The sequence below is a fragment of the Streptomyces sp. NPDC057877 genome (assembly GCF_042796855.1).
Classification (GTDB): domain Bacteria; phylum Actinomycetota; class Actinomycetes; order Streptomycetales; family Streptomycetaceae; genus Streptomyces.
Genome location: NZ_JBHVMS010000005.1, coordinates 1 through 19461 on the forward strand (window position 1 = coordinate 1; position 19461 = coordinate 19461).

Here is a 19461-nt window from a genome sequence, read left to right on the forward strand (position 1 = left end):
AACACCACACCTGGCCCCAGCCCACCCACACCGGCACTCAAGCAGTCCGCATCCAACGACCCCAACCCGCCGACCCCTAAACGCAACGGCATTGGAACTAGGGCCTGTCTGACCATTCCCGCCTGACCCGGGCCCCGGTCTGAGGGACCGGTGCCGGGGCCGGTCAGTTGGCTGGGGCTGGGGTCACTCGGAGGGCGCCCAGTAGTCGGTCAGGGTGGCCACGCCCGGTTCCAGGGACTTCCAGGAGCCGGTGAAGGACAGCACGGCGAAGGCGGCGGCCGGGAAGCCGCGGCGCTTCATCCGGTCACGGGCGTCGCCCTCGGCCGCACCGGCCAGGATGTCGGCGAGGCCGTGCACTCCGGGGTTGTGGCCGACGAGGATGGCGTGCTGGGCGTCGTCGGGGGTTTCGTTGAGTACGGCGATCAGCTCGCCGGGTGAGGCCTCGTAGACCCGCTCCTCGTAGTGGGTCTTCGGCCGGTGCGGCAGCTCCTGGACGGCGAGCTTCCAGGTCTCCCGGGTCCGGACGGCGGTGGAGACCAGGGCCAGATCGAAGGTGATGGCGGAGTCGGCCAGCTTGCGTCCGGCGACTGCCGCGTCCATGCGGCCCCGCTCGGCGAGTGGGCGTTCGTGGTCGTCCACCTGGGGCCAGTCGGCCTTCGCATGCCGGAAGAGGACAATCTTGCGGGGTTCTGCGACGCTCATGCACTCCAGCTTCGCATGAAACATGCCACCGGGCGCAGGGAGTTGACATGCGGCTTCATCGGTGGGTGACCAGCTGCTGGACCCGCTCGATGAGCTGTGCGAACGCCGGGTCGCCGCTGGCCGCGTGGGCGTCGGACGGGTTCAGTATCAGCGTGAGCAGGGTGACGAAGGCGAGGGTCGGCAGGGCCAGCGCCCACCAGGGCAGCCGGGTGTCGACGCCGCCCCGGGGCGCCGGGTGGGGCCGGGTGTACGTAGGGGCCGACATGGTGCCTCCGCTGTCTTCGAGTGGTCCGTCCGCGTCTCGCGGCGTATCTCGAAGCTACGGAACCGGCGGCCTCCAACCCATCCGGAGATCCACCCACTTGACCCTGAGCCTTACCCCCTAGGGGATGGGGGGTTAGCCCTACCCCGAAGGGACGCGGCCGGGGTCATGGCGCGGCGATCGTCGCGATGATGCCGATGATCACGAAGATGGCGAGGAACGAGCCGAAGACGAGCAGCATCTTCTTCTGGCCGTTTCGGGGGTTCGGGTCGAGCACTGGCATACGGCAAGTCTCGCACCCCCCGCCGACGGCCGGGCGCCGGGGTCAGCGGGCCGCCGCCTCGTCCTCCACCGTGCGGTCGCGTCCCGCCAGGAAGCCCACCGCCATCTGCGGGATCATCAGGCCGGTCATCAGGGCGATCGGCAGCCCCCAGCCCCCGCTGTGCTGGTAGAGCACGCCGACCAGGAGCGGCCCGGGGATGGAGATCAGGTAACCGGCGCTCTGGGCGAAGGCCGACAGCTGGACGACGCCCGCGCCGGTCCTGGCCCGCATCCCGACCATCGTCAGCGCCAGCGGGAAGGCGCAGTTGGAGACGCCGAGCAACCCGGCCCAGACCCAGGCGCCCGCGGCCGGTGCGAGGTACAGACCGGCGTATCCGGCGAGCCCGCTGACGCCGAGGGCGAGGACGATCGGGCCCTGGTGGGGCAGCCGCGCGGCGAGCCTCGGGATGACGAAGGAGAGCGGTACGCCCATCACCATGGTGACGGCGAGCAGCAGCCCGGCGGTGCCCGCGGACACCCCCGCGTCGCGGAAGATCTGCGCCATCCAGCCCATCGTGATGTAGGCGGCGGTGGCCTGGAGCCCGAAGAAGACGGCGAGTGCCCAGGCGGTACGGCTACGGGTGATCCGCAGCCCGGGCGACTGCGCCGACCGACCCGCCGGACCCGACCGACCCGGCTGCCCGGCGCCCGGCGCACGGTCCTTCACGAAGGCCGTCCAGGGCAGTACGGCAGCCGCGGCCAGCCCCGCCCACACCACGAGGCCCGACTGCCAGTCGCCGCCCAGCTGGCGGGTGACGGGCACGGTCACCGCGGCGGCGAGGGAGGTGCCGACGGCGAGGGCCATGGAGTACAGGCCGGTCATGGAGCCGACCCGGTCGGGGAAGTGACGCTTGACGATGACCGGCATCAGGACGTTGCTGACGGCGATGCCCATCAGCGCGAGGGCGCTGGCGGCCAGGAACCCGGCCGTACCGCCCGTGTACGGCCGTATGAGCAGGCCCGCGGCGATGGCGGCCATGCCCGCGCAGACGACCGCGCCGGGCCCGAAGCGGCGGGCGAGGCGCGGGGCCATGACGCCGAAGAGGGCGAAGCAGAGCGAGGGCACGGAGGTGAGCAGGCCCGCCACACTGCCGCTCATGCCGAGCCCGTCGCGGACCTCTTCGAGGAGGGCGCCGAGGCTGGTGATGGCCGGGCGCAGGTTCAGGGCGGCCAGCACGATGCCGACGACGAGCAGTCGCGTCCGCCACGCGCGCGTGGACGCGTCCGGCCCGGCGGCGGCTCCGGAGCTGGAGGGGGCGCGGTTCGGCTTCGTACGGGTGTCCTGGCGTGGCATGACGCCCATCATAGAATCATGGGATGATTGGTTGTCCATGGCGGGTGCGGAATCCCCCGCCCGTTCCGTGCGAAGGTGTGCCATGCCCTTGAGCCACCCCCGCCGTTCGGCCCTGTCCGAGCAGGTCATCGCCGAGCTGCGCACCCAGATCACGTCGGGCGAGTGGCCGGTCGGTTCGCGCATCCCGACCGAGCCGGAGCTGGTCGAGCAGCTCGGGGTCGCCCGCAACACGGTCCGCGAGGCCGTCCGGGCGCTGGCGCACAACGGCCTGCTGGACATCCGCCAGGGCTCCGGCACCTATGTGGTCGCCACCAGTGAGCTGGCGGGCGTGATGCACCGCAGGTTCGCCGGTGCCGACCCCCGGCACATCGCCGAGCTGCGCTCCACCCTGGAGTCGGGCGCGGCGAAGCTGGCCGCCGAGCGGCGCACGGAGAAGGACCTCAAGCAGCTCGACGCGCTCCTTGAGCGCCGTGAGGAGGCCTGGCTGTCGGGCGACGCGGAGGCCTTCGTGACGGCGGACGCGACCTTCCACCTGGCGGTGGTGGCGGCCTCCCACAACGACGCCATGACCGCGATGTACGCCGACCTCGGCGAGGTGCTGCGGGACTGGCTGCGCGAGGACATCGGCGAGGAGCTGACGCCGGGGACGCACATGGACCACACGCGGCTGCTGGACGCGATCCGCGCGGGCGACACGGCGACGGCCGCGGCGGAGGCGGCCAGCTATCCGTTCCTGTGCCGTCCGGGCCGGTTCAGCTCGCCCGCTTCTGGTGGCTGACCCACACCGCGCCGACCTCCTTCCAGCAGCGCCCGGTGATCCGCACCGTCGTCGCGGGCCCGGCGTCCACCGGCGCGCTGTCGGTGTCCAGGTCCCACCACCGGTCGCACTCGATGTGCAGGCGCACCCGGTCGGTGTCGACGTACGGGTTGTGGCAGTGGGCGATCACATGGGAGCCGTGGATCCTCGTACGGCACTCGGCGCCGAAGGGCGGCGGACTCGCGGCCTCCCCCCGCGCCACGCGCGCGTGCGGCAGCGCGTCGTACGGCGGGGACAGCACGAGCGTGACGGCGACGGTCACCGAGGCCAGGCTGGGGGGCAGGCGCACAAGGGGGACCTCCTCGGCCGTGCTGGGGAGGGGACGCGCGGTGGACGCGTGATCCGGCGTGCTGACGCGTAATCCAGCGTGCGCAGTCGCGGCCCGTTCCGCCCGGCCGACTGGGCCGAACGGGCGACGCCCCGCCCCCGCGCGCGGCGGGAACGGGGCGTCGTGTCCGGGTCCGTACCGGCGTGCGGCCTCAGGCGCCGACCGCGTGCAGACCGCCGTCGACGTGGATGATCTCGCCCGTGGTCTTGGGGAACCAGTCGCTCAGCAGCGCCACGACACCGCGACCGGCGGGCTCGGGGTCCTTCAGGTCCCACTCCAGCGGGGAGCGGGAGTCCCACACGGCGGCCAGCTCGCCGAAGCCGGGGATCGACTTGGCGGCCATCGAACCGATCGGGCCCGCCGAGACGAGGTTGCAGCGGATGTTCTGCTTGCCCAGGTCACGGGCCATGTAGCGGCTGGTGGCCTCCAGGGCGGCCTTGGCCGGGCCCATCCAGTCGTACTGCGGCCAGGCGTACTGGGCGTCGAAGGTGAGACCGACGACGGAGCCGCCGTTCTGCATCAGCGGCAGGCAGGCCATGGTCAGCGACTTCAGGGAGTACGCCGAGACGTGCATGGCCGTGGCGACGGACTCGAACGGCGTGTTGAGGAAGTTGCCGCCGAGCGCGTCCTGCGGGGCGAAGCCGATGGAGTGCACGACGCCGTCGAGGCCGCCCAGCTCCTCGCCGACGACGTCGGCGAGCCGCCCGAGGTGCTCGTCGTTGGTCACGTCCAGCTCGATGACCTTGGTGGGCCTGGGCAGCTTCTTGGCGATGCGCTCGGTCAGCGTGGGCCGCGGGAACGCGGTCAGGATGATCTCGGCGCCCTGCTCCTGGGCCAGCTTGGCGGTGTGGAAGGCGATGGAGGACTCCATCAGCACACCGGTGATCAGGACGCGCTTGCCCTCGAGAATTCCGCTCATGGTGATCAGTGACCCATTCCCAGTCCGCCGTCAACGGGAATGACGGCTCCAGTGATGTACGAGGCGTCCTCCGAGGTGAGGAACCGCACCGTCGCGGCGACCTCCTCGGGCCGCGCGTAGCGGCCGAGCGGCACCGCCGACAGGATGTTGGCGCGCTGCTCCTCGGTGAGCACCTTCGTCATGTCGGTGTCGACGAAGCCCGGCGCGACGACGTTGAAGGTGATGTTGCGCGAGCCCAGCTCACGGGCGAGCGAGCGCGCGAAGCCGACCAGACCGGCCTTGGAGGCGGCGTAGTTCGCCTGGCCGGGACCGCCGTACAGCCCGACGACCGACGAGATCAGGACGACCCGGCCCTTCTTGGCGCGCAGCATGCCGCGGTTGGCGCGCTTGACCACGCGGAAGGTGCCGGTGAGGTTGGTGTCGACGACCGAGGTGAAGTCCTCCTCGGACATCCGCATCAGGAGCTGGTCCTTGGTGATGCCGGCGTTGGCGATGAGGACCTCGACGGGGCCGTGCGCGTCCTCGATCTCCTTGTAGGCCTGCTCCACCTGCTCGGGGTCGGTGATGTCGCACTTGACGGCGAGGAACCCGGCCGGCGGCTCGCCGGACCGGTATGTGATCGCGACCTTGTCGCCGGCGTCGGCGAAAGCTCGGGCGATGGCGAGGCCGATGCCCCGGTTACCTCCGGTGACGAGAACCGAGCGGCTCAACGGATCACCCTTTCGATAGCGGTCAGATACCCGCCCGAACACCTCGACGACAGGCGGCGACGGCAGGCGGCTTCCCTGAAAACCTATCGGTCGGCCGCTGGACGGGGACATTCGGGCACCGACAGTGGCTTTGGCGACTCCCTGTCGGGTCCCTACAGAAAGTGCGCTGCCGACAACTCCCGACGCCCGACGGAAAGGTGTGGTCGGTGCTCGCCTCACACGCGATGATGCGGAGCGGGCCGGATCACCTTCGCACCAGCCACCGGTCAAAACCGAACAGAGAGAGACGCAGGTGCCTCATACCATCGACGAAGCCTTTCTGGCGCTTCCGTTGCGCGCCCTGGCCGACGCCGCCCTGGCACGCGCGCGTGCGCTGGGCGCGGACCATGCCGACTTCCGGTTGGAGCGGGTGCGCAGCGCCTCCCTTCGGCTGCGGGACGCCCGGCCGTCCGGGTCGTCGGACACCACCGACCTCGGGTACGCGGTGCGCGTGGTGCACGGCGGGACATGGGGGTTCGCGTCTGGCGTGGACCTGACCATGGACGCCGCCGCCAAGGTGGCGAGCCAGGCCGTGGCCATGGCGAAGCTGTCCGCCCAGGTGATCAAGGCGGCCGGGTCCGACGAGCGGGTGGAGCTGGCGGACGAGCCGGTGCACGCCGACCGGAGCTGGATCTCGTCGTACGAGATCGATCCGTTCACCGTGCCCGACGAGGAGAAGGCGGCGCTGCTGGCGGAGTGGAGCCGCGGGCTGCTGGCGGCGAACGGGGTCGACCATGTCGACGCCTCGCTGCTCTCCGTCCACGAGAACAAGTTCTACGCCGATACGGCCGGGACCGTGACCACCCAGCAGCGGGTGCGACTGCATCCGCAGCTCACCGCGGTCTCGGTCGACGAGTCCAGCGGCGAGTTCGACTCGATGCGGACCATCGCGCCGCCGGTGGGACGCGGCTGGGAGTACCTGACCGGCACCGGCTGGGACTGGGAGACCGAGCTGGCGGAGCTGCCCGGGCTGCTCGCCGAGAAGATGCGGGCGCCGAGCGTCGAGCCGGGCCTGTACGACCTCGTCGTGGACCCGTCCAACCTGTGGCTGACCATCCACGAGTCCATCGGCCACGCCACCGAGCTGGACCGCGCGCTCGGCTACGAGGCCGCCTACGCCGGGACCTCCTTCGCCACCTTCGACCAGCTCGGCAAGTTGCGCTACGGCTCGGACCTGATGAACGTCACCGGCGACCGCACCGCCGAGCACGGCCTCGCCACCATCGGCTACGACGACGAGGGCGTCGAGGCGCAGGCCTGGGACCTGGTGAGGGACGGCACGCTGGTCGGCTACCAGCTGGACCGCAGGATCGCCCGGCTGACCGGGTTCGAGCGGTCCAACGGGTGCGCCTTCGCCGACTCCCCCGCGCATGTGCCCGTGCAGCGCATGGCCAACGTGAGCCTCCGGCCCGATCCCGCCGGGATGTCCACGGAGGACCTGATCGGCGGGGTGGACCGCGGGATCTACGTCGTCGGGGACCGGTCGTGGTCCATCGACATGCAGCGGTACAACTTCCAGTTCACCGGGCAGCGGTTCTTCCGGATCGAGAACGGGCGGATCACCAGCCAGCTGCGCGATGTCGCCTACCAGGCGACCACCACCGACTTCTGGGGCTCCATGGCGGCCGTCGGCGGCCCCCAGACCTATGTCCTGGGCGGCGCCTTCAACTGCGGCAAGGCCCAGCCGGGCCAGATCGCGGCCGTGTCCCACGGCTGCCCGTCCGCCCTCTTCAAGGGCGTCAACATCCTCAATACCACGCAGGAGGCCGGTCGATGAGCGTCAGCCGCAGGATCGGCTGGGGGGCCGGGGGTTACCCCCCGGAAAGGCACAGTCTCAACACCACGCAGGAGGCCGGTCGATGAGCGCGCCCGTGAACAAGCCGCACGAGATCGTCGAGCGGGCCCTGGAGCTGTCCCGCGCCGACGGCTGTGTGGTGCTCGCCGACGAGCACTCGACCGCCAATCTGCGCTGGGCGGGCAACGCGCTGACCACGAACGGCGTCACGCGCGGGCGCACGCTCACCGTCATCGCGACCGTCGACGGGAGCGAGGGAACGGCGTCGGGAGTGGTGTCGCGGTCCGCGGTGACCGCCGACGAGCTGGAGCCCCTGGTGCGCGCCGCGGAGGCCGCCGCGCGGGGCGCCGGTCCCGCGGAGGACGCCCAGCCGCTGGTCACCGGCGTGCCCGAGGCGCCCGACTTCACCGACCCGCCCGCCGAGACGTCGTCCGCGGTGTTCGCCGACTTCGCCCCGGCCCTCGGTGAGTCCTTCGCACGCGCGCGTGCGGGCGGCCGTGAGCTGTACGGCTTCGCCAACCACGAGCTGGTCTCCACCTACCTCGGTACGTCGACGGGGCTGCGGCTGCGCTACGACCAGCCCAACGGGTCGCTGGAGCTGAACGCCAAGTCGCCGGACCGTACCCGCTCGGCGTGGGCGGGCCGGTCGACGCGGGACTTCAAGGACGTCGACCCGGCGGCGCTGGACGCGGAGCTGGCCGTACGCCTCGGCTGGGCGAAGCGGCGCGTCGAGCTGCCCGCCGGGCGGTACGAGACGCTGCTGCCGCCCACCGCCGTGGCGGACCTGCTGATCTACCAGCTGTGGTCGGCGTCGGGCCGGGACGCTGCCGAGGGCCGGACGGTGTTCTCCAAGCCCGGCGGCGGCACCCGCGTGGGCGAGCGGCTCAGCGAACTGCCGCTCACCCTGCGCAGCGACCCGAACGAGCCGGGTCTGGAGACCCCGCCCTTCGTGGTCGCGCACTCCTCCGGCGCCGACCAGTCCGTCTTCGACAACGGGCTGCCGGTACGCGCCACCGACTGGATCCGCGACGGCGAGCTGACGCGTCTGACGACCACCCGGCACAGCGCCGCCCTGACCGGGCTGCCGGTGTCCCCGGCGCTGGGCAACCTGATCCTGGAGGGGGGCACGGACCGCTCTCTGGAGGAGATGGTCGCCGCCACGGAGCGCGGGCTGCTGCTGACCTGCCTGTGGTACATCCGCGAGGTGGACCCGGCGACGCTGCTGCTCACCGGCCTGACCCGGGACGGCGTGTACCTCGTGGAGAACGGCGAGGTGACCGGCGAGGTGAACAACTTCCGGTTCAACGAGTCGCCGGTCGGTCTGCTCGGCCGGGCGGTGGAGGCGGGCCGTACGGAGCGGACCCTGCCCAGGGAGTGGAGTGACTGGTTCACCAGGGCCGCGATGCCCGCGCTGCGCGTCCCCGATTTCAATATGAGCTCTGTCAGTCAGGGCGTATAACCTCGTAGGCGATCCCCTCGGCTGTCACCCGACCGGCCGAGGATCACCCAGGCGGTCGCACAGACCGTCTGATCGCAGGCAGACCATCTAGGAGACACGAGAACCGTGACGGACATCGTCGACGAGCTGAAGTGGCGAGGGCTGTTCGCCCTGTCCACTGACGAGGACGCTTTGCGCAAGGCGCTCGCGGACGGTCCCGTCACGTTCTATTGCGGCTTCGACCCGACCGCGCCGTCCCTGCACGTGGGGCATCTGGTGCAGGTGCTCACCATGCGGCGGCTCCAGCAGGCGGGGCACCGCCCGCTCGCGCTCGTCGGCGGCGCCACCGGCCAGATCGGTGACCCCAAGCCGACCGCCGAGCGCACGCTGAACTCGCCGGAGACGGTCGCGGCCTGGGTGGAGCAGGTGCGCGCGCAGATCGAGCCGTTCCTGGACTTCGAGGGCGACAACGCGGCCACCATGGTCAACAACCTGGACTGGACCGCCGGGATGTCCGCGATCGAGTTCCTCCGCGACATCGGCAAGCACTTCCGCGTCAACAAGATGCTGACGAAGGACTCCGTCGCCCGCCGTCTGGAGTCCTCCGAGGGCATCAGCTACACGGAGTTCAGCTACCAGATCCTCCAGGGCATGGACTTCCTCCAGCTCTACCGGAGGTACGGCTGCACGCTCCAGCAGGGCGGTAGCGACCAGTGGGGCAACCTCACCGCCGGGCTCGACCTGATCCACCGGCTGGAGCCGGACGCCTCCGCGCACGCGATGGCGACGCCGCTGATGACCAAGGCGGACGGCACCAAGTTCGGCAAGACCGAGGGCGGCGCGGTCTGGCTGGACCCGGAGATGACGACGCCGTACGCGTTCTACCAGTTCTGGCTGAACGTGGACGACCGGGACATCAGCGGCTACTCCCGCATCCTGTCCTTCCGCTCCCGCGAGGAGCTGGAGGAGCTGGAGCGGCAGACCGAGGAGCGTCCGCAGGCGCGGGCCGCGCAGCGGGCGCTGGCCGAGGAACTGACCACGCTGGTGCACGGCGCCGACCAGACGGCCGCGGTGATCGCCGCGTCCCGGGCCCTGTTCGGCCAGGGTGAGCTGGCCGAGCTGGACGAGCGGACGCTGGCGGCGGCGCTCTCCGAGGTGCCGCACATCCAGGTCGCCGAGCCGGGCCCGGTGGTGGACCTGTTCGCCGAGGTCGGCCTGGCACCCAGCAAGTCGGCCGCGCGGCGCACGGTCAAGGAGGGCGGTGCCTACGTGAACAACACGAAGGTCGTCTCCGAGGACGCCGTCCCCGCCAAGGAGGACCTGCTGCACGACCGCTGGCTGGTGCTGCGCCGGGGCAAGCGGAACCTGGCCGCGGTCGAGGTCACCGGCGCCTGATCGTCAACGGACGCCGCGGGCCTGGGGGACGTGTACGCCCCTCAGGCCCGCTGCCTGTTGCCACGCAGCGCCATGTACACCCGGTCGCCCAGGGAGACGATGATCACCGCGGCCACCACCTGGAAGACATGCCGCCACCAGTCGATGCCGGAGGTCGCGTCGACCCCGGCGGCCCGGGCGATCGCGTTGCCCGCGATGGCCCCGAGGATGCCGAAGATGGTGATCAGCCACAGCGGGCTGTGCTGCTTGCCCGGGATGATCGCCTTGGCGATCAGACCCAGGACGAATCCCACAATGATCGCCCACAACCATCCCATGGCTGCCTCCTCGTACGACTCGATCCGAGATGCGTGCACTGCGTCCAGTCTTCGCCGGACCCCGGGCGGTCGCACATCTCGTACGGCCATCCGGCTGACGGCCGCCATCGGGGCCGTACGGCCCCTTGCCAGGGGAGGCGCCCCCGCTCTCGTGGGCGGCGGATGTGCGGCGTAACGTGGGGTGTGGACCGGGGCGAGTCCGATGCGGGCGGATGGTGGAAGTGTGATGCGGAAACGGCATGACGGTGGCAGTGCCCAGGTGTTCCGGATCACCGGCGCCCGGCAGGGACTCCAGGAGGACATCCGCGGGCGGCAGCGCCGGTATGTGATCTCGATGTCCATCCGCACGGTGTCGGTGATCCTCGCGGCCGTGCTGTGGGGCGTGGAGCGGCACGTGGCGATCGTGGCGCTGGTGCTCGGGGTGGTGCTGCCCTACATCGCGGTGGTCGTCGCCAACGCCGGGCGGGAGAACGCGCCATCGCTGCCGTCGACGTTCGTGACGACGCCGTCGCCCCCGATGATCACGTCACCGCGGGACACCGACGAGGCGACCGGTGCGCGGCAGGGCGCGACGGAAGGTGTGGGCGAGGCACGCGAGCGGCCGTGACCATGAGGGACGCGTGGCACGTCGACATCGGTTCCGGCCAAGCTCAAGAAAAGCTCAGATCAATAGTGTTGTTCCGGGTCCCGACGGCCGGTTACCCGTGACATACTTCGTAGGCGCTCCGCATCCCCCGTCGGAGCGACGGACCGACGCCGGGCAGCTCCCCCCGTGGCTGCTCGGCGTCGCCTTTTCCGCGCGGTTGTGAGACGAACCTGTGACTGACGAGAACACCCCCATCTGCTCCGCCAAGGGCTGCCGTGCCGCTGCCGTATGGGTGCTGGCCTGGAACAACCCCAAGCTCCACACCCCGGACCGGCGCAAGACGTGGCTGGCGTGCGAGGAGCACCGGGAGCATCTGTCGCAGTTCCTCGGGGTGCGGGGGTTCTTGAAGGATGTCGTCCTGCTGAGCGAGTGGGAGTCGGCGGAGCGGGGCTAGGGCCTGTCGTTCGGAGCGGGGCTAGGGCCTGTCGTTCGGATCGGGGCGGTGCCGCCCGTCGTCTCCCTCGGCTACCTCTTGACCCGGCTGCGGATCGCGATGGCGGCGAGCCCCAGCAGGGCTGGTTCGACGATGCGGGAGATCATTTCGATGTAGGTCCCCGCGGTGGTCAGTTGCTGTCCCGAGGACCGGAACACCACCGAGTTGATGACCACGCGCAAGCCCTTGTCGAACCGCTCGGACGACAGTCGTCGGCTGTACGGTCCCGTGGGGTTGACGGGCTCCGGGGTGTCCGTGGTCAGGGTGATGCTGTTGCCGGTGGTGCTCCCGGTGCTGACCGGCTTGGGGTCGTTCTGCGGCAGGCCCCACAGCATGATCGCCAGCACGGTGGCCGTCATGGCGAGGAACAGCCAGCCGAGCGTGCGCAGCGCCCGCAGGCCGTACCCGGACACCGCCCAGTACACGGTGAGGAGTGCGCGCTCGCCGCGCGAGGACTCGGGGTCATGGCGGCGCATCTCCATCTCGCCGTAGTAGAAGTCGGCCGCTCCCGGCTCGTTCCTGCCGTCCTCGAGCGCCTTGCGCAGTTGCCGGTACACGGGCGCCAACACGGCTGGATCCGGTACGTCCCTGCCGTCCGGTGCGGTCATCCAGCCGTCCGCGCCGTGCCGGGTCGCGCGCCAGTGGTGTTCCTCGGCCAGGGTCCGTCGCCCTGTCCAGCGCATCGGCGTCCCGCCCCGCCAGCACACCCCTGGGGGAGGAACGGCGAGGGGGCATCGCCCCTCGAGCCGCAACTGGTCGAGGTGCACGGTCTCGGCGAAGAGGCAGTGGGTCAGGTCCACGTCGGCCAGTACCAGGTGCGCGGCGTCGACTCCCCTCAGGGAGGTGACACGCACCCGTGGGTCGGTGAGTCCCTGTTCGCCGATCTCCTCACCGTCCTCCGCGACGAACGGACGGGAACGGCCGGTGACACCCACCGGAAACTCCAGCACGGCGTCACTGACATCGACGGCGGCATGCCGCAGGCGCAGTGCCGCCGTCGATGCCCAGCGCGTCCGTCGGCAGCTCAGCTCCCGCACGGCGGCTTCGATCGTCACCGCGGACTGGAAGACCGCGTCGGACAGGTCCAGCAACCCCGGAAACACCAGCGGGCCCAGCTTCGCCGTCTTCTGGAAGGTCACCCTCCGCAGGATGACGTCGCCGCGTATGTCCGCCTTGCCGAACCCGGCGTCGCCTCCGATCGTCGCCCCGAGGAACCCGACACCCTTGTCGAAGCAAGCGCCATGAAATGAGGCGTCCTCAGCGATCGTCGCCGCGCCGAAGTGCGCCTCCTGATGGAATCCGGCCCCATCGAACCACGCCGTATGGGCGATCTTGGCCTTGTCGAATCGAGCGCCCTCCCTGAATTCCGCCCCGTCGAACCAGGCCGCACCGCCGATGTCCACCTCGGCGAATCGCGCTATGCCCAGGAAGCGCACTCCACTGAACGCGGCGTCACCGCCTGTCGTCAGACCTTCGAAGACAGCGTCACCGCCGACTTCCTCGGCGTCGAACCGGAGCCCACCGCCGACTCTGGCCCTGTGGAACCAGGCCTCGGCTCGGACCTCCGCGTCCTCGAACCAGAGGTCGCGGGCCACCTCCAGTTCCCCGCACCTGATATCCGCCTCGAACCTGACCCGGTCGAAGTGTGCACCGCTCTCGAAGCACGCCCCACCGAAAGAGCTGACGCCCGTGAAATCCACCTGACGGAACCGCACGTCACCGCTGAATCGGGCCTCGTCGAACGCGACACGCCCCAGGCGGTACCGGCCCGTCGCGGGATCCCTGAGCGCCGTCAGCAACTCGTTCAGCAGCTCCTGCGTGAAGGGCGTGCCCCGGTGGTCGAGGTCGGCACCGGGCTCCAGGTCGGCCAGGTGGGCTGCCCGCTGGGCCGCGCTGAGGTGCGCCAGACAGGCTGTGTGCGGTGCGACCCGGTGGCCTCGGCACCGGTCCCCGGTCGCTTCGTACGCACACTGCGGCCAGTCAGGGGCCGCGAACGCGGTGGTGCCGGATGGCGCGGTGATGGTTGCGCTCCTTCACATCGGTGGACGACGCCCGTGGGAACCCGGCCCTGGCACGGCGGGATTCACGCCATGTAGACGGTGACGACCTTCCGGTCCGCGTACATCGGCCCTTCGACCTTGGCCTCCATCACCCATTTCCCGGGCTGCCCCACCAGTTCCGCGCGGAACCGGCCCGCCCCGTTGCGGGCGAATTCAACCGGGTACTTGGTGGGACTTCCGACGCGCCACATCACGGCTCGCAAGTTCCTCCCCTGGATGTTGATTCCCAGGACGGAGACTTCGAAAGGCCTACCGGCGACGGCCTCCGACGGGGCGTGCAAGGTGATGTGTTCATCACCGGCGAGATGGCCACTCACCGGAAGACCCCGTCTGATGTCGGTGAGCCACTCGCCGAGGGCACGGGCACTGGCCATATCCGCGTTCCGGTGGTCCGTCCACAGCATGACCGAGCGATCAAGGAGCGCCGGGTCCGCGAGAGCCGACTCCCGCGGTACCGTCCCGTCACCGGCCCCGAGGAACGCGTCGCTCTGCGCGCTGAAGCTCAGTCCGTCGGAGGACAGCCCGACGGTCCGTACCGTCGGATGGGCGAAGCTTCCCACGCAGTAGACCTGGTAGGCAGGACGGCTCCCCGTCTCGGCGGTGCGGTGTGCCTCCCGCGCCTCACTCAGTTCCCTGTGCAAGGAGAAGGCGTCCGCGACAAGCGCGGTGGGCAGGCCGGGTACGGGATACCGGCGGTCGGCGACCGTACGGAGACGGCTCTTGCCCTCGACCCGGACCGCGTCGTACACCGGCAGCATCTGCGCCACGGACGGCAGGTTGAGGGCGAAGTCGCGCAGCACCTCGTTCAGCGCGCGTGTGTCCTTGCCCAGGTCGCCGTCGTCCCCGACCGCGTGGCCGGTCAGGAGCCGGACGGCCTGGGCCATGCCCTGGTGCGGGGTCCCCAGGGTGACCAGCGTCCTGGCGGTCTCCCGGCCGCCGAGGCAGTCGAGGTAGTAGCGGCCGACCAGGCCTCCCGTCGAGTGGCAGACGAGCATGACCTTGGGGTCGTCCGGACGGTCCGGATAGTGCGTGTCGACCTGCTCGTGCCAGCGGCCCAGTTCGCGCTGTACTCGTGTGCGCAGTTGCTTCGCGATGAGCCGGTTGGACAGACGCCAGTCGTAGGGGAAGGGAACGTACTGGCCGTCGACCGGGTTGCCGAGCGCCGCGCGGATGTCGGCGTACCCCATGCAGGACAGCAGGCCGGGCATCGAGTCCGGCACCATGAGCAACTCGTCCGCCGCCAGGGGGAACCGGTGCTCGGGCGGCTCATCGCCGAGGCCCGGCGGCAGGGCCATGTCCTCCAGCGCCCGAGCGGAGGGCGGCGAACCGAGCAGGGCGGTGCCGCACTCGCCCCAGACGTCCCAGACGTCCCTGCCGTCCCTGCCGTCCCTGCCGTCCCTGGTGAGTCGGCTGCCGAGGAATCCGGGTACGAAGACCACCAGGTCATGCTCCACCAGCGCCCTCCAGCACCTGGGTCGTCTGCGTTGACTCGAAGAACGCGTGGGGCAGCCGGATCAGGTCGCATCGGTCGTTGCCCTGGAGTGCCACCACCAGGCCCTCCGGATCCGGGGCCGCGTCCGTGGCGTGCACCTCGTATCCGCGCCACGGGACGCCCCGTCCGTGCAGCCATGTCCTGGCCCGCACGTCCCACACGCGGGGCGCCGTCCGCTCGTCGCAGACCAACAGCGTGGGCCGCTCCGGAGGACCGGCGAACACCAGCGACCTCACGTCGGACAGGTCTCCCGGAAGCCGCTGCGGCGGGATGTCGTACCCGAACGAGCAGTCCTTCAGGTGGACGACGCCACCGTGCACCCAGGCCAGCAGCGGGAAGGACTCCTCGTCGTCCGGGTCGTACAGCTCCCCCAGTACCAGGCCGACGGGGCGTACGGACGTCAGCTGGTGCTCCTTCCTCGGCCGCTCCTCATCCTGTCTCCACAGGTGCACCTCGTCGCCGAGGTCGGCGGCCAGCCAGTACGTCCCGTCCCGCATGACCCGGGCGTCGATGCCACAGCAGTGCGGCCCCGCCGGTGTCGGTTCTCCCGTGTGCCAACCGGCGGAGCCGTCGACGGGCATGTGCGCGTGAACGACGCGTCCTCGGTCCGGCACGGAGATCCGCAGGCTCGTGGAGGAGGGAGCGACGACGAGGCTGAGCGACGTGACCCGTTCCCCGCCGTCTCCGCCGAGCGTGAGGTCGTGCTGGGCCTCGACGGACAGTTCCTCGGACAGGCGCCACATCCGTATGGTGCGTTCCGCCGCCGCGACCACCGCCCAGCCACCCGGCACGCGCACCGCGTCCACGGCGGTCACCAGCTTCAGCTGGGTGAGCACGGTGACCGCAGCGGTGGCCGGAGCGCCCCGGCCGGGCCGGGACACCAGGACCTGCTCGGCCCAGGTGCGGCAGAGCAGCGGCGGCCCGTCCGGGGCAGCGGCCAGGGCGACCGCCGGTTTCTGGTTGCTCGGGCGCCGCAGCGTTCCATGACCGGTGGTGAGCGCGGACGCCACGTCGATCACCCGGATGTCGGAGCCGTCGGCCAGGGCCAGCAGTCCCCGCCCACCGGGTTCGAAGGCGAGGGCCTTGTCCCGGGGCGCGGTCGTCTGGAAGGCCGCTTGGCGCTGGGGGTCCTCGACGGCCCAGACACGGACGGTGACGTCTTCGTAGCCCGCCAGGAGCAGGTCGTCGCCGTGCCGTCCGAACGCGAGTCCGCGTGCCGAGAAGTCCAGTCGGCGGACCAGTCGCACGGTGGGCGGTGAGACGGGGGCGCCGGGGTCCGTCTCGCAGCACCAGACATGGATGTGTCGTCCGTCGGCGACCGCGATCCAGCCCCGTTGCCCTGCGGGTCCCGGTTCGGCGGTCGCCGCGGCGGCCAGGGCGGGGGCCCCGAGTTCGCCCAGGTCCGTCCCCTGCGAGAGCAGGCCGCCGGACCCTTTCGTACGCCGGTCGACCTCGAACAGTTCGGCCCGCTCTCCGGCGACCAGGACGAACAGCCGGGGCTCCATGCGCAGGGCGGCGAGCCGCTCGACGTTCATCATGCGGATGTCGGTGAGGTGGGTGCCGTGTCGGCGCGGGCCGCCCTTCCAGGACCACATCCACATCCGCTGTCCGTCGGCCGCCAGGACGACGGTCTCCGATGCGCGCTCGGCCGCGGCCAGCGCCCGGACGGCACCGCCCCAGCGGTAGACGTGGTCGGGCAGCCGGGACCCCGAGTGCCAGAAGTAGATGGCCTGGTCGTCGCGGGCGATGGTGGTCCAGTGGGGTCCGGCGCCCACCTCGCGCACCTCGGTGAGGGCGCTCCCCCGCTCGCCGGACGCGTCCTGGGTCCGGCGGGTCAGCAGCCGGGTGCCCGACTCCGGGTGCAGGACCAGTATCTCGCCGCGTCCGCCCGCGGTCAGGGTGTCCCCGAGCGTCAGTTCCGCCGCCCCCTTGGCGGCGCGCCAGCTCAGCGTCCTGGCTCCGCCCAGGGGAGCCGGGCGGCGCCACTCCAGGGGGTCCGGCCGCATGTCGGTCCAGTACTCCTGCCAGGGCAGGAACCCGTCGATCCCGGCCAGCGCCCGGTAGGTCGCGTCCCGGTGGCTGACGAACGCGGTGGCCCTCATCAGGGCCTTGCGGGACAACAGGACCTCGGCGGAGAGCGGGGAGGACGACTGACGGAAGTCGCCTCCGACACGTCCGTACAGCGCGGCCCCGTCGCAGTCCCGGGCGAGGGTGGCCGCCAGCGGCAGCATCACATCGGGGTTGGTCCGCAGCAGGAAGTACACGTCCTGGAAGAGTTCCCGCAGTTCCCGCGGCCCGGTCTGGGCGGCGTGGGCTCCCAGGTAGTCGAAGGTGTAGTCGTCCGCGTCCCTCCAGTCGGCCCCGGCCTGGGCGCGCAGCGCCGTGACGACCTTCTGGTGGGCCCCCCGGGCGTCCAGGTGAGCGCCGGTGAGGAAGAACTCGCCGTAGCTGGGATGGGCCAACTGGTAGGTCGTGTACGTCGTTCCGTCGCCGTACGGTGTCTTCTGGGAGGCGATGATGCCGCCACCGGCGCTCCGGCACACACGTTGCAGATCGCCGAGCGTGAGTCCGGGACTTCCCTGGTCGCGCAGCGCGTTGGCGAGGGAGAGCCAGACCTTGCCCGGTGGCAGTCCGCGTCCCTGGATCACGGCCAGCGCGCGCAGGACCTCGTGCGCGCGCTCCGCTCCCCGCTGGGAGGTGAGGTGGCCCACCTCCTCGTTGAGGCGCCTGTGCAGGTCCATGCCGCCGGAACTCATCCACGACGACAGTTCCGCTTCGGTGACGACCCGGGGCCGACGGGCGAGTTCCGTCGCGGCGAGACGGGCCACCAGGAACGAGCCGTGGCTGTGGGAGGCGATGAGCCGGGCCGTCCAGTCGCGGTCGTCGTCCCGCGCTCGCCCCTGGTACGCGGAGCCCTCCATGGCGAGCACGGACAGGGCCATGCCCGCGATGGATCTGCTCGCCTCCTCGTCGTCCCCCAGCACCACCGGGCGGACGCTCTGGTCCAGCGTGTCCAGCAGCGACTCCTCCTCGGTGGGCGCCGTGGTGCGTCTGCGGGGCTGCGGCCGGGTGCCGACGATGACGCGGACGCCCGGGAGGCCGGACAGGGGGTTGAGCAGGTGGCGCGCGATGTCGTGCGCCTGGTCCGGTAGCGCCTCGTCGAGGGCGTCGAAGAGAAGGTTCAGGGACCCGGCCCTGGAGACCAGGGTGTCGACGGCGATGCGGCACCGCTCCGGTGTGACCGGCCCTTCGGGCCGCGGCGCCATGCCCTCGAAGTGCGACAGCACGCCCCACAGCGCCGTGATCAGCGAGTGGACCGACTGTCCCCGGCAGCTCAGGGCGGCATGCACCGTTCCGGCCCGCGGCAACGTCGAGGGGACCGGCTCGGACCGGAGGGCTTCCCGTCCTTCCAGGAGCGAGGTCATGGCCAGGCGACCGAGCAGCGCCGTCTTCCCCGTCCCCGCGAGGCCCGTCACCACGAGGAGCCCCTTGGGGTGGGTGTCCATCCATCGCACCATCCTTCCCAGGGCGCGGTGCCTGCCCGCGAAGTGGCGACGGAGATGGCTGCCCTCCTCGAGGCCGAACTGCTCGGCCTCGACCCAGGGGTTCCGCCGCCCCACCAGCGCCGCGGGGGTGTAGACCCGTCGCTCGCTGTCCTGGAAGTGGGGGTTGTCCAGGAAGCTGTTGGGCAGCGACCGGACCTCGGTGTAGCCGGGGCGCTGCGCGGGCTCGTCGAGGCCGGAGGCCGCGGCCTCCGCGTCCACGGCGTCCCGCAGGTACGGCAGGGGCAGGTACAGGGCCGAGGGTTCGAAGGGGCGGGCGTGGTCGGGGGCCACGAAGTCCGGCTTCGCGAGCGCTTCCTCCAGCCATCTCACCCAACGGCCTTCGGGAATCTGTACGTCGATCCCGGAGGTGCCGATGACGGCGAAACCGGCCTGCCGAGTCCGCCGGGCCCTGGATACGCTGGCCTGCTCCAGGTCCAGGGCGTGGCGCAGCGCCGCGGTGAGCTGGCTGTGTGAGGAGCAGGCGTCCACGATCAGGAGGGTGTGGGCCTCGCACCTGGGGCGCAGCAGCAGGTCCACGAGGTCCGTCAGGGAGATCGCACGTTCCGGCGCGAACCGGCCGGATGCCCAGGAGTCGGAGCAGGCGAGAAAGTATCCCTGGTCGGCGCGGTGGATGCCGTGTCCCGTCCAGTAGAGGATCTTCCGCTCGGCGTTGTGGGCGAGGAAGTCCTCCAGTCCCTTCCACAGGTGCTGGCGGCTGGCTCCGTCCGCGTCGACGGGGATGCTCTCGCCGAATCCCAGCGAGGTGCGCGCGATGCCGGTGAACCGGTCACGGACGTCCGCCACGTTCCGCAGTCTTCGCTGTTGCCGCATGTCCTCGTCGGGATGGGCGTAGTCGGACACCGCCACGGTGCCGACCAGGGACGAGGAGCGCCGTTCGGACTTGACCAGCGACAGGTGATCGCCCACATCGCTCCGTCTCATGACCGT

General features: G+C 71.0%; 17 protein-coding genes. 6 read left to right on the top strand and 11 right to left on the bottom strand.

The annotated features are described in order from the left end of the window. Positions 1-183: 183 nt before the first annotated feature. The 4 genes from ACFVQG_RS15010 to ACFVQG_RS15025 form a co-directional block, all read right to left on the bottom strand. Positions 184-702 (bottom strand): SixA phosphatase family protein, encoded by a 519-nt coding sequence (locus tag ACFVQG_RS15010; RefSeq protein ID WP_383381771.1) that lies wholly within the window; start codon positions 700-702, stop codon positions 184-186. Between the two features lie 55 nt (positions 703-757). Next, positions 758-967 carry a hypothetical protein gene (locus tag ACFVQG_RS15015; protein ID WP_383381774.1) on the bottom strand — a complete coding sequence of 70 codons (210 nt, stop codon included), beginning with the start codon at positions 965-967 and terminating at the stop codon, positions 758-760. Between the two features lie 163 nt (positions 968-1130). After that, positions 1131-1247 (bottom strand): SGM_5486 family transporter-associated protein, encoded by a 117-nt coding sequence (locus ACFVQG_RS15020; RefSeq protein ID WP_383381777.1) that lies wholly within the window; start codon positions 1245-1247, stop codon positions 1131-1133. Between the two features lie 42 nt (positions 1248-1289). Next, positions 1290-2591 (bottom strand): CynX/NimT family MFS transporter, encoded by a 1302-nt coding sequence (locus tag ACFVQG_RS15025; protein ID WP_383381780.1) that lies wholly within the window; start codon positions 2589-2591, stop codon positions 1290-1292. A gap of 70 nt (positions 2592-2661) precedes the next feature. Between ACFVQG_RS15025 and ACFVQG_RS15030 the strand changes: the two genes are divergently transcribed. Continuing rightward, positions 2662-3357 (top strand): FadR/GntR family transcriptional regulator, encoded by a 696-nt coding sequence (locus ACFVQG_RS15030; protein WP_383381783.1) that lies wholly within the window; start codon positions 2662-2664, stop codon positions 3355-3357. Here ACFVQG_RS15030 and ACFVQG_RS15035 read toward each other — a convergent pair. From ACFVQG_RS15035 to fabG, 3 genes are all read right to left on the bottom strand, one after another. After that, positions 3332-3685 carry a hypothetical protein gene (locus ACFVQG_RS15035; RefSeq protein ID WP_383381786.1) on the bottom strand — a complete coding sequence of 118 codons (354 nt, stop codon included), beginning with the start codon at positions 3683-3685 and terminating at the stop codon, positions 3332-3334. The two genes, ACFVQG_RS15030 and ACFVQG_RS15035, sit on opposite strands and share 26 nt — an antisense overlap. Positions 3686-3875: 190 nt before the next feature. After that, positions 3876-4643, bottom strand: coding sequence for an enoyl-ACP reductase FabI (gene fabI, locus ACFVQG_RS15040; RefSeq protein WP_383381789.1), 768 nt, complete (start codon positions 4641-4643; stop codon positions 3876-3878). 5 nt (positions 4644-4648) lie between these two features. Then, positions 4649-5353: a 3-oxoacyl-[acyl-carrier-protein] reductase gene (fabG, locus tag ACFVQG_RS15045; protein ID WP_383381792.1), complete on the bottom strand. Its 705-nt coding sequence runs from the start codon at positions 5351-5353 to the stop codon at positions 4649-4651. A 292-nt stretch (positions 5354-5645) separates the two neighbouring features. Between fabG and ACFVQG_RS15050 the strand changes: the two genes are divergently transcribed. The 3 genes from ACFVQG_RS15050 to tyrS all read left to right on the top strand — a co-directional run bounded on the left by ACFVQG_RS15050 (position 5646) and on the right by tyrS (position 10020). After that, positions 5646-7169, top strand: a complete 1524-nt coding sequence (locus ACFVQG_RS15050; RefSeq protein ID WP_383381795.1) for a TldD/PmbA family protein — start codon at positions 5646-5648, stop codon at positions 7167-7169. An 82-nt stretch (positions 7170-7251) separates the two neighbouring features. Further along, positions 7252-8646 carry a metallopeptidase TldD-related protein gene (locus ACFVQG_RS15055; RefSeq protein WP_383381799.1) on the top strand — a complete coding sequence of 465 codons (1395 nt, stop codon included), beginning with the start codon at positions 7252-7254 and terminating at the stop codon, positions 8644-8646. A 105-nt stretch (positions 8647-8751) separates the two neighbouring features. Further along, positions 8752-10020, top strand: a complete 1269-nt coding sequence (gene tyrS, locus ACFVQG_RS15060; RefSeq protein ID WP_383381802.1) for a tyrosine--tRNA ligase — start codon at positions 8752-8754, stop codon at positions 10018-10020. Positions 10021-10061: 41 nt separating this feature from the next. Here tyrS and ACFVQG_RS15065 read toward each other — a convergent pair whose 3' ends face one another. Continuing rightward, positions 10062-10337: a GlsB/YeaQ/YmgE family stress response membrane protein gene (locus ACFVQG_RS15065; RefSeq protein ID WP_383381805.1), complete on the bottom strand. Its 276-nt coding sequence runs from the start codon at positions 10335-10337 to the stop codon at positions 10062-10064. A 226-nt stretch (positions 10338-10563) separates the two neighbouring features. On the opposite strand from ACFVQG_RS15065, the gene ACFVQG_RS15070 reads away from it, so the two are divergent. Together ACFVQG_RS15070 and ACFVQG_RS15075 are read left to right on the top strand one after the other, a co-directional pair. Continuing rightward, positions 10564-10944 carry a DUF3099 domain-containing protein gene (locus ACFVQG_RS15070; protein WP_383381808.1) on the top strand — a complete coding sequence of 127 codons (381 nt, stop codon included), beginning with the start codon at positions 10564-10566 and terminating at the stop codon, positions 10942-10944. Positions 10945-11155: 211 nt separating this feature from the next. Further along, a complete protein-coding gene (locus tag ACFVQG_RS15075; RefSeq protein WP_383381812.1) occupies positions 11156-11377 on the top strand; it encodes a hypothetical protein in 222 nt (73 codons plus the stop codon). Positions 11378-11448: 71 nt separating this feature from the next. Here the strand turns inward: ACFVQG_RS15075 and ACFVQG_RS15080 are convergent, their stop codons facing one another. The 3 genes from ACFVQG_RS15080 to ACFVQG_RS15090 all read right to left on the bottom strand — a co-directional run bounded on the left by ACFVQG_RS15080 (position 11449) and on the right by ACFVQG_RS15090 (position 19455). Beyond that, on the bottom strand, positions 11449-13323 hold the full coding sequence (locus ACFVQG_RS15080) for a pentapeptide repeat-containing protein (RefSeq protein WP_383383769.1): 1875 nt from the start codon (positions 13321-13323) through the stop codon (positions 11449-11451). Positions 13324-13499: 176 nt separating this feature from the next. Next, positions 13500-14930, bottom strand: coding sequence for a lipase family alpha/beta hydrolase (locus tag ACFVQG_RS15085; protein WP_383381815.1), 1431 nt, complete (start codon positions 14928-14930; stop codon positions 13500-13502). Continuing rightward, positions 14920-19455, bottom strand: a complete 4536-nt coding sequence (locus ACFVQG_RS15090) for a peptidase C14 caspase catalytic subunit p20 (RefSeq protein ID WP_383381818.1) — start codon at positions 19453-19455, stop codon at positions 14920-14922. The genes ACFVQG_RS15085 and ACFVQG_RS15090 overlap by 11 nt, the downstream gene beginning before the upstream one ends. Positions 19456-19461 lie beyond the last annotated feature (6 nt).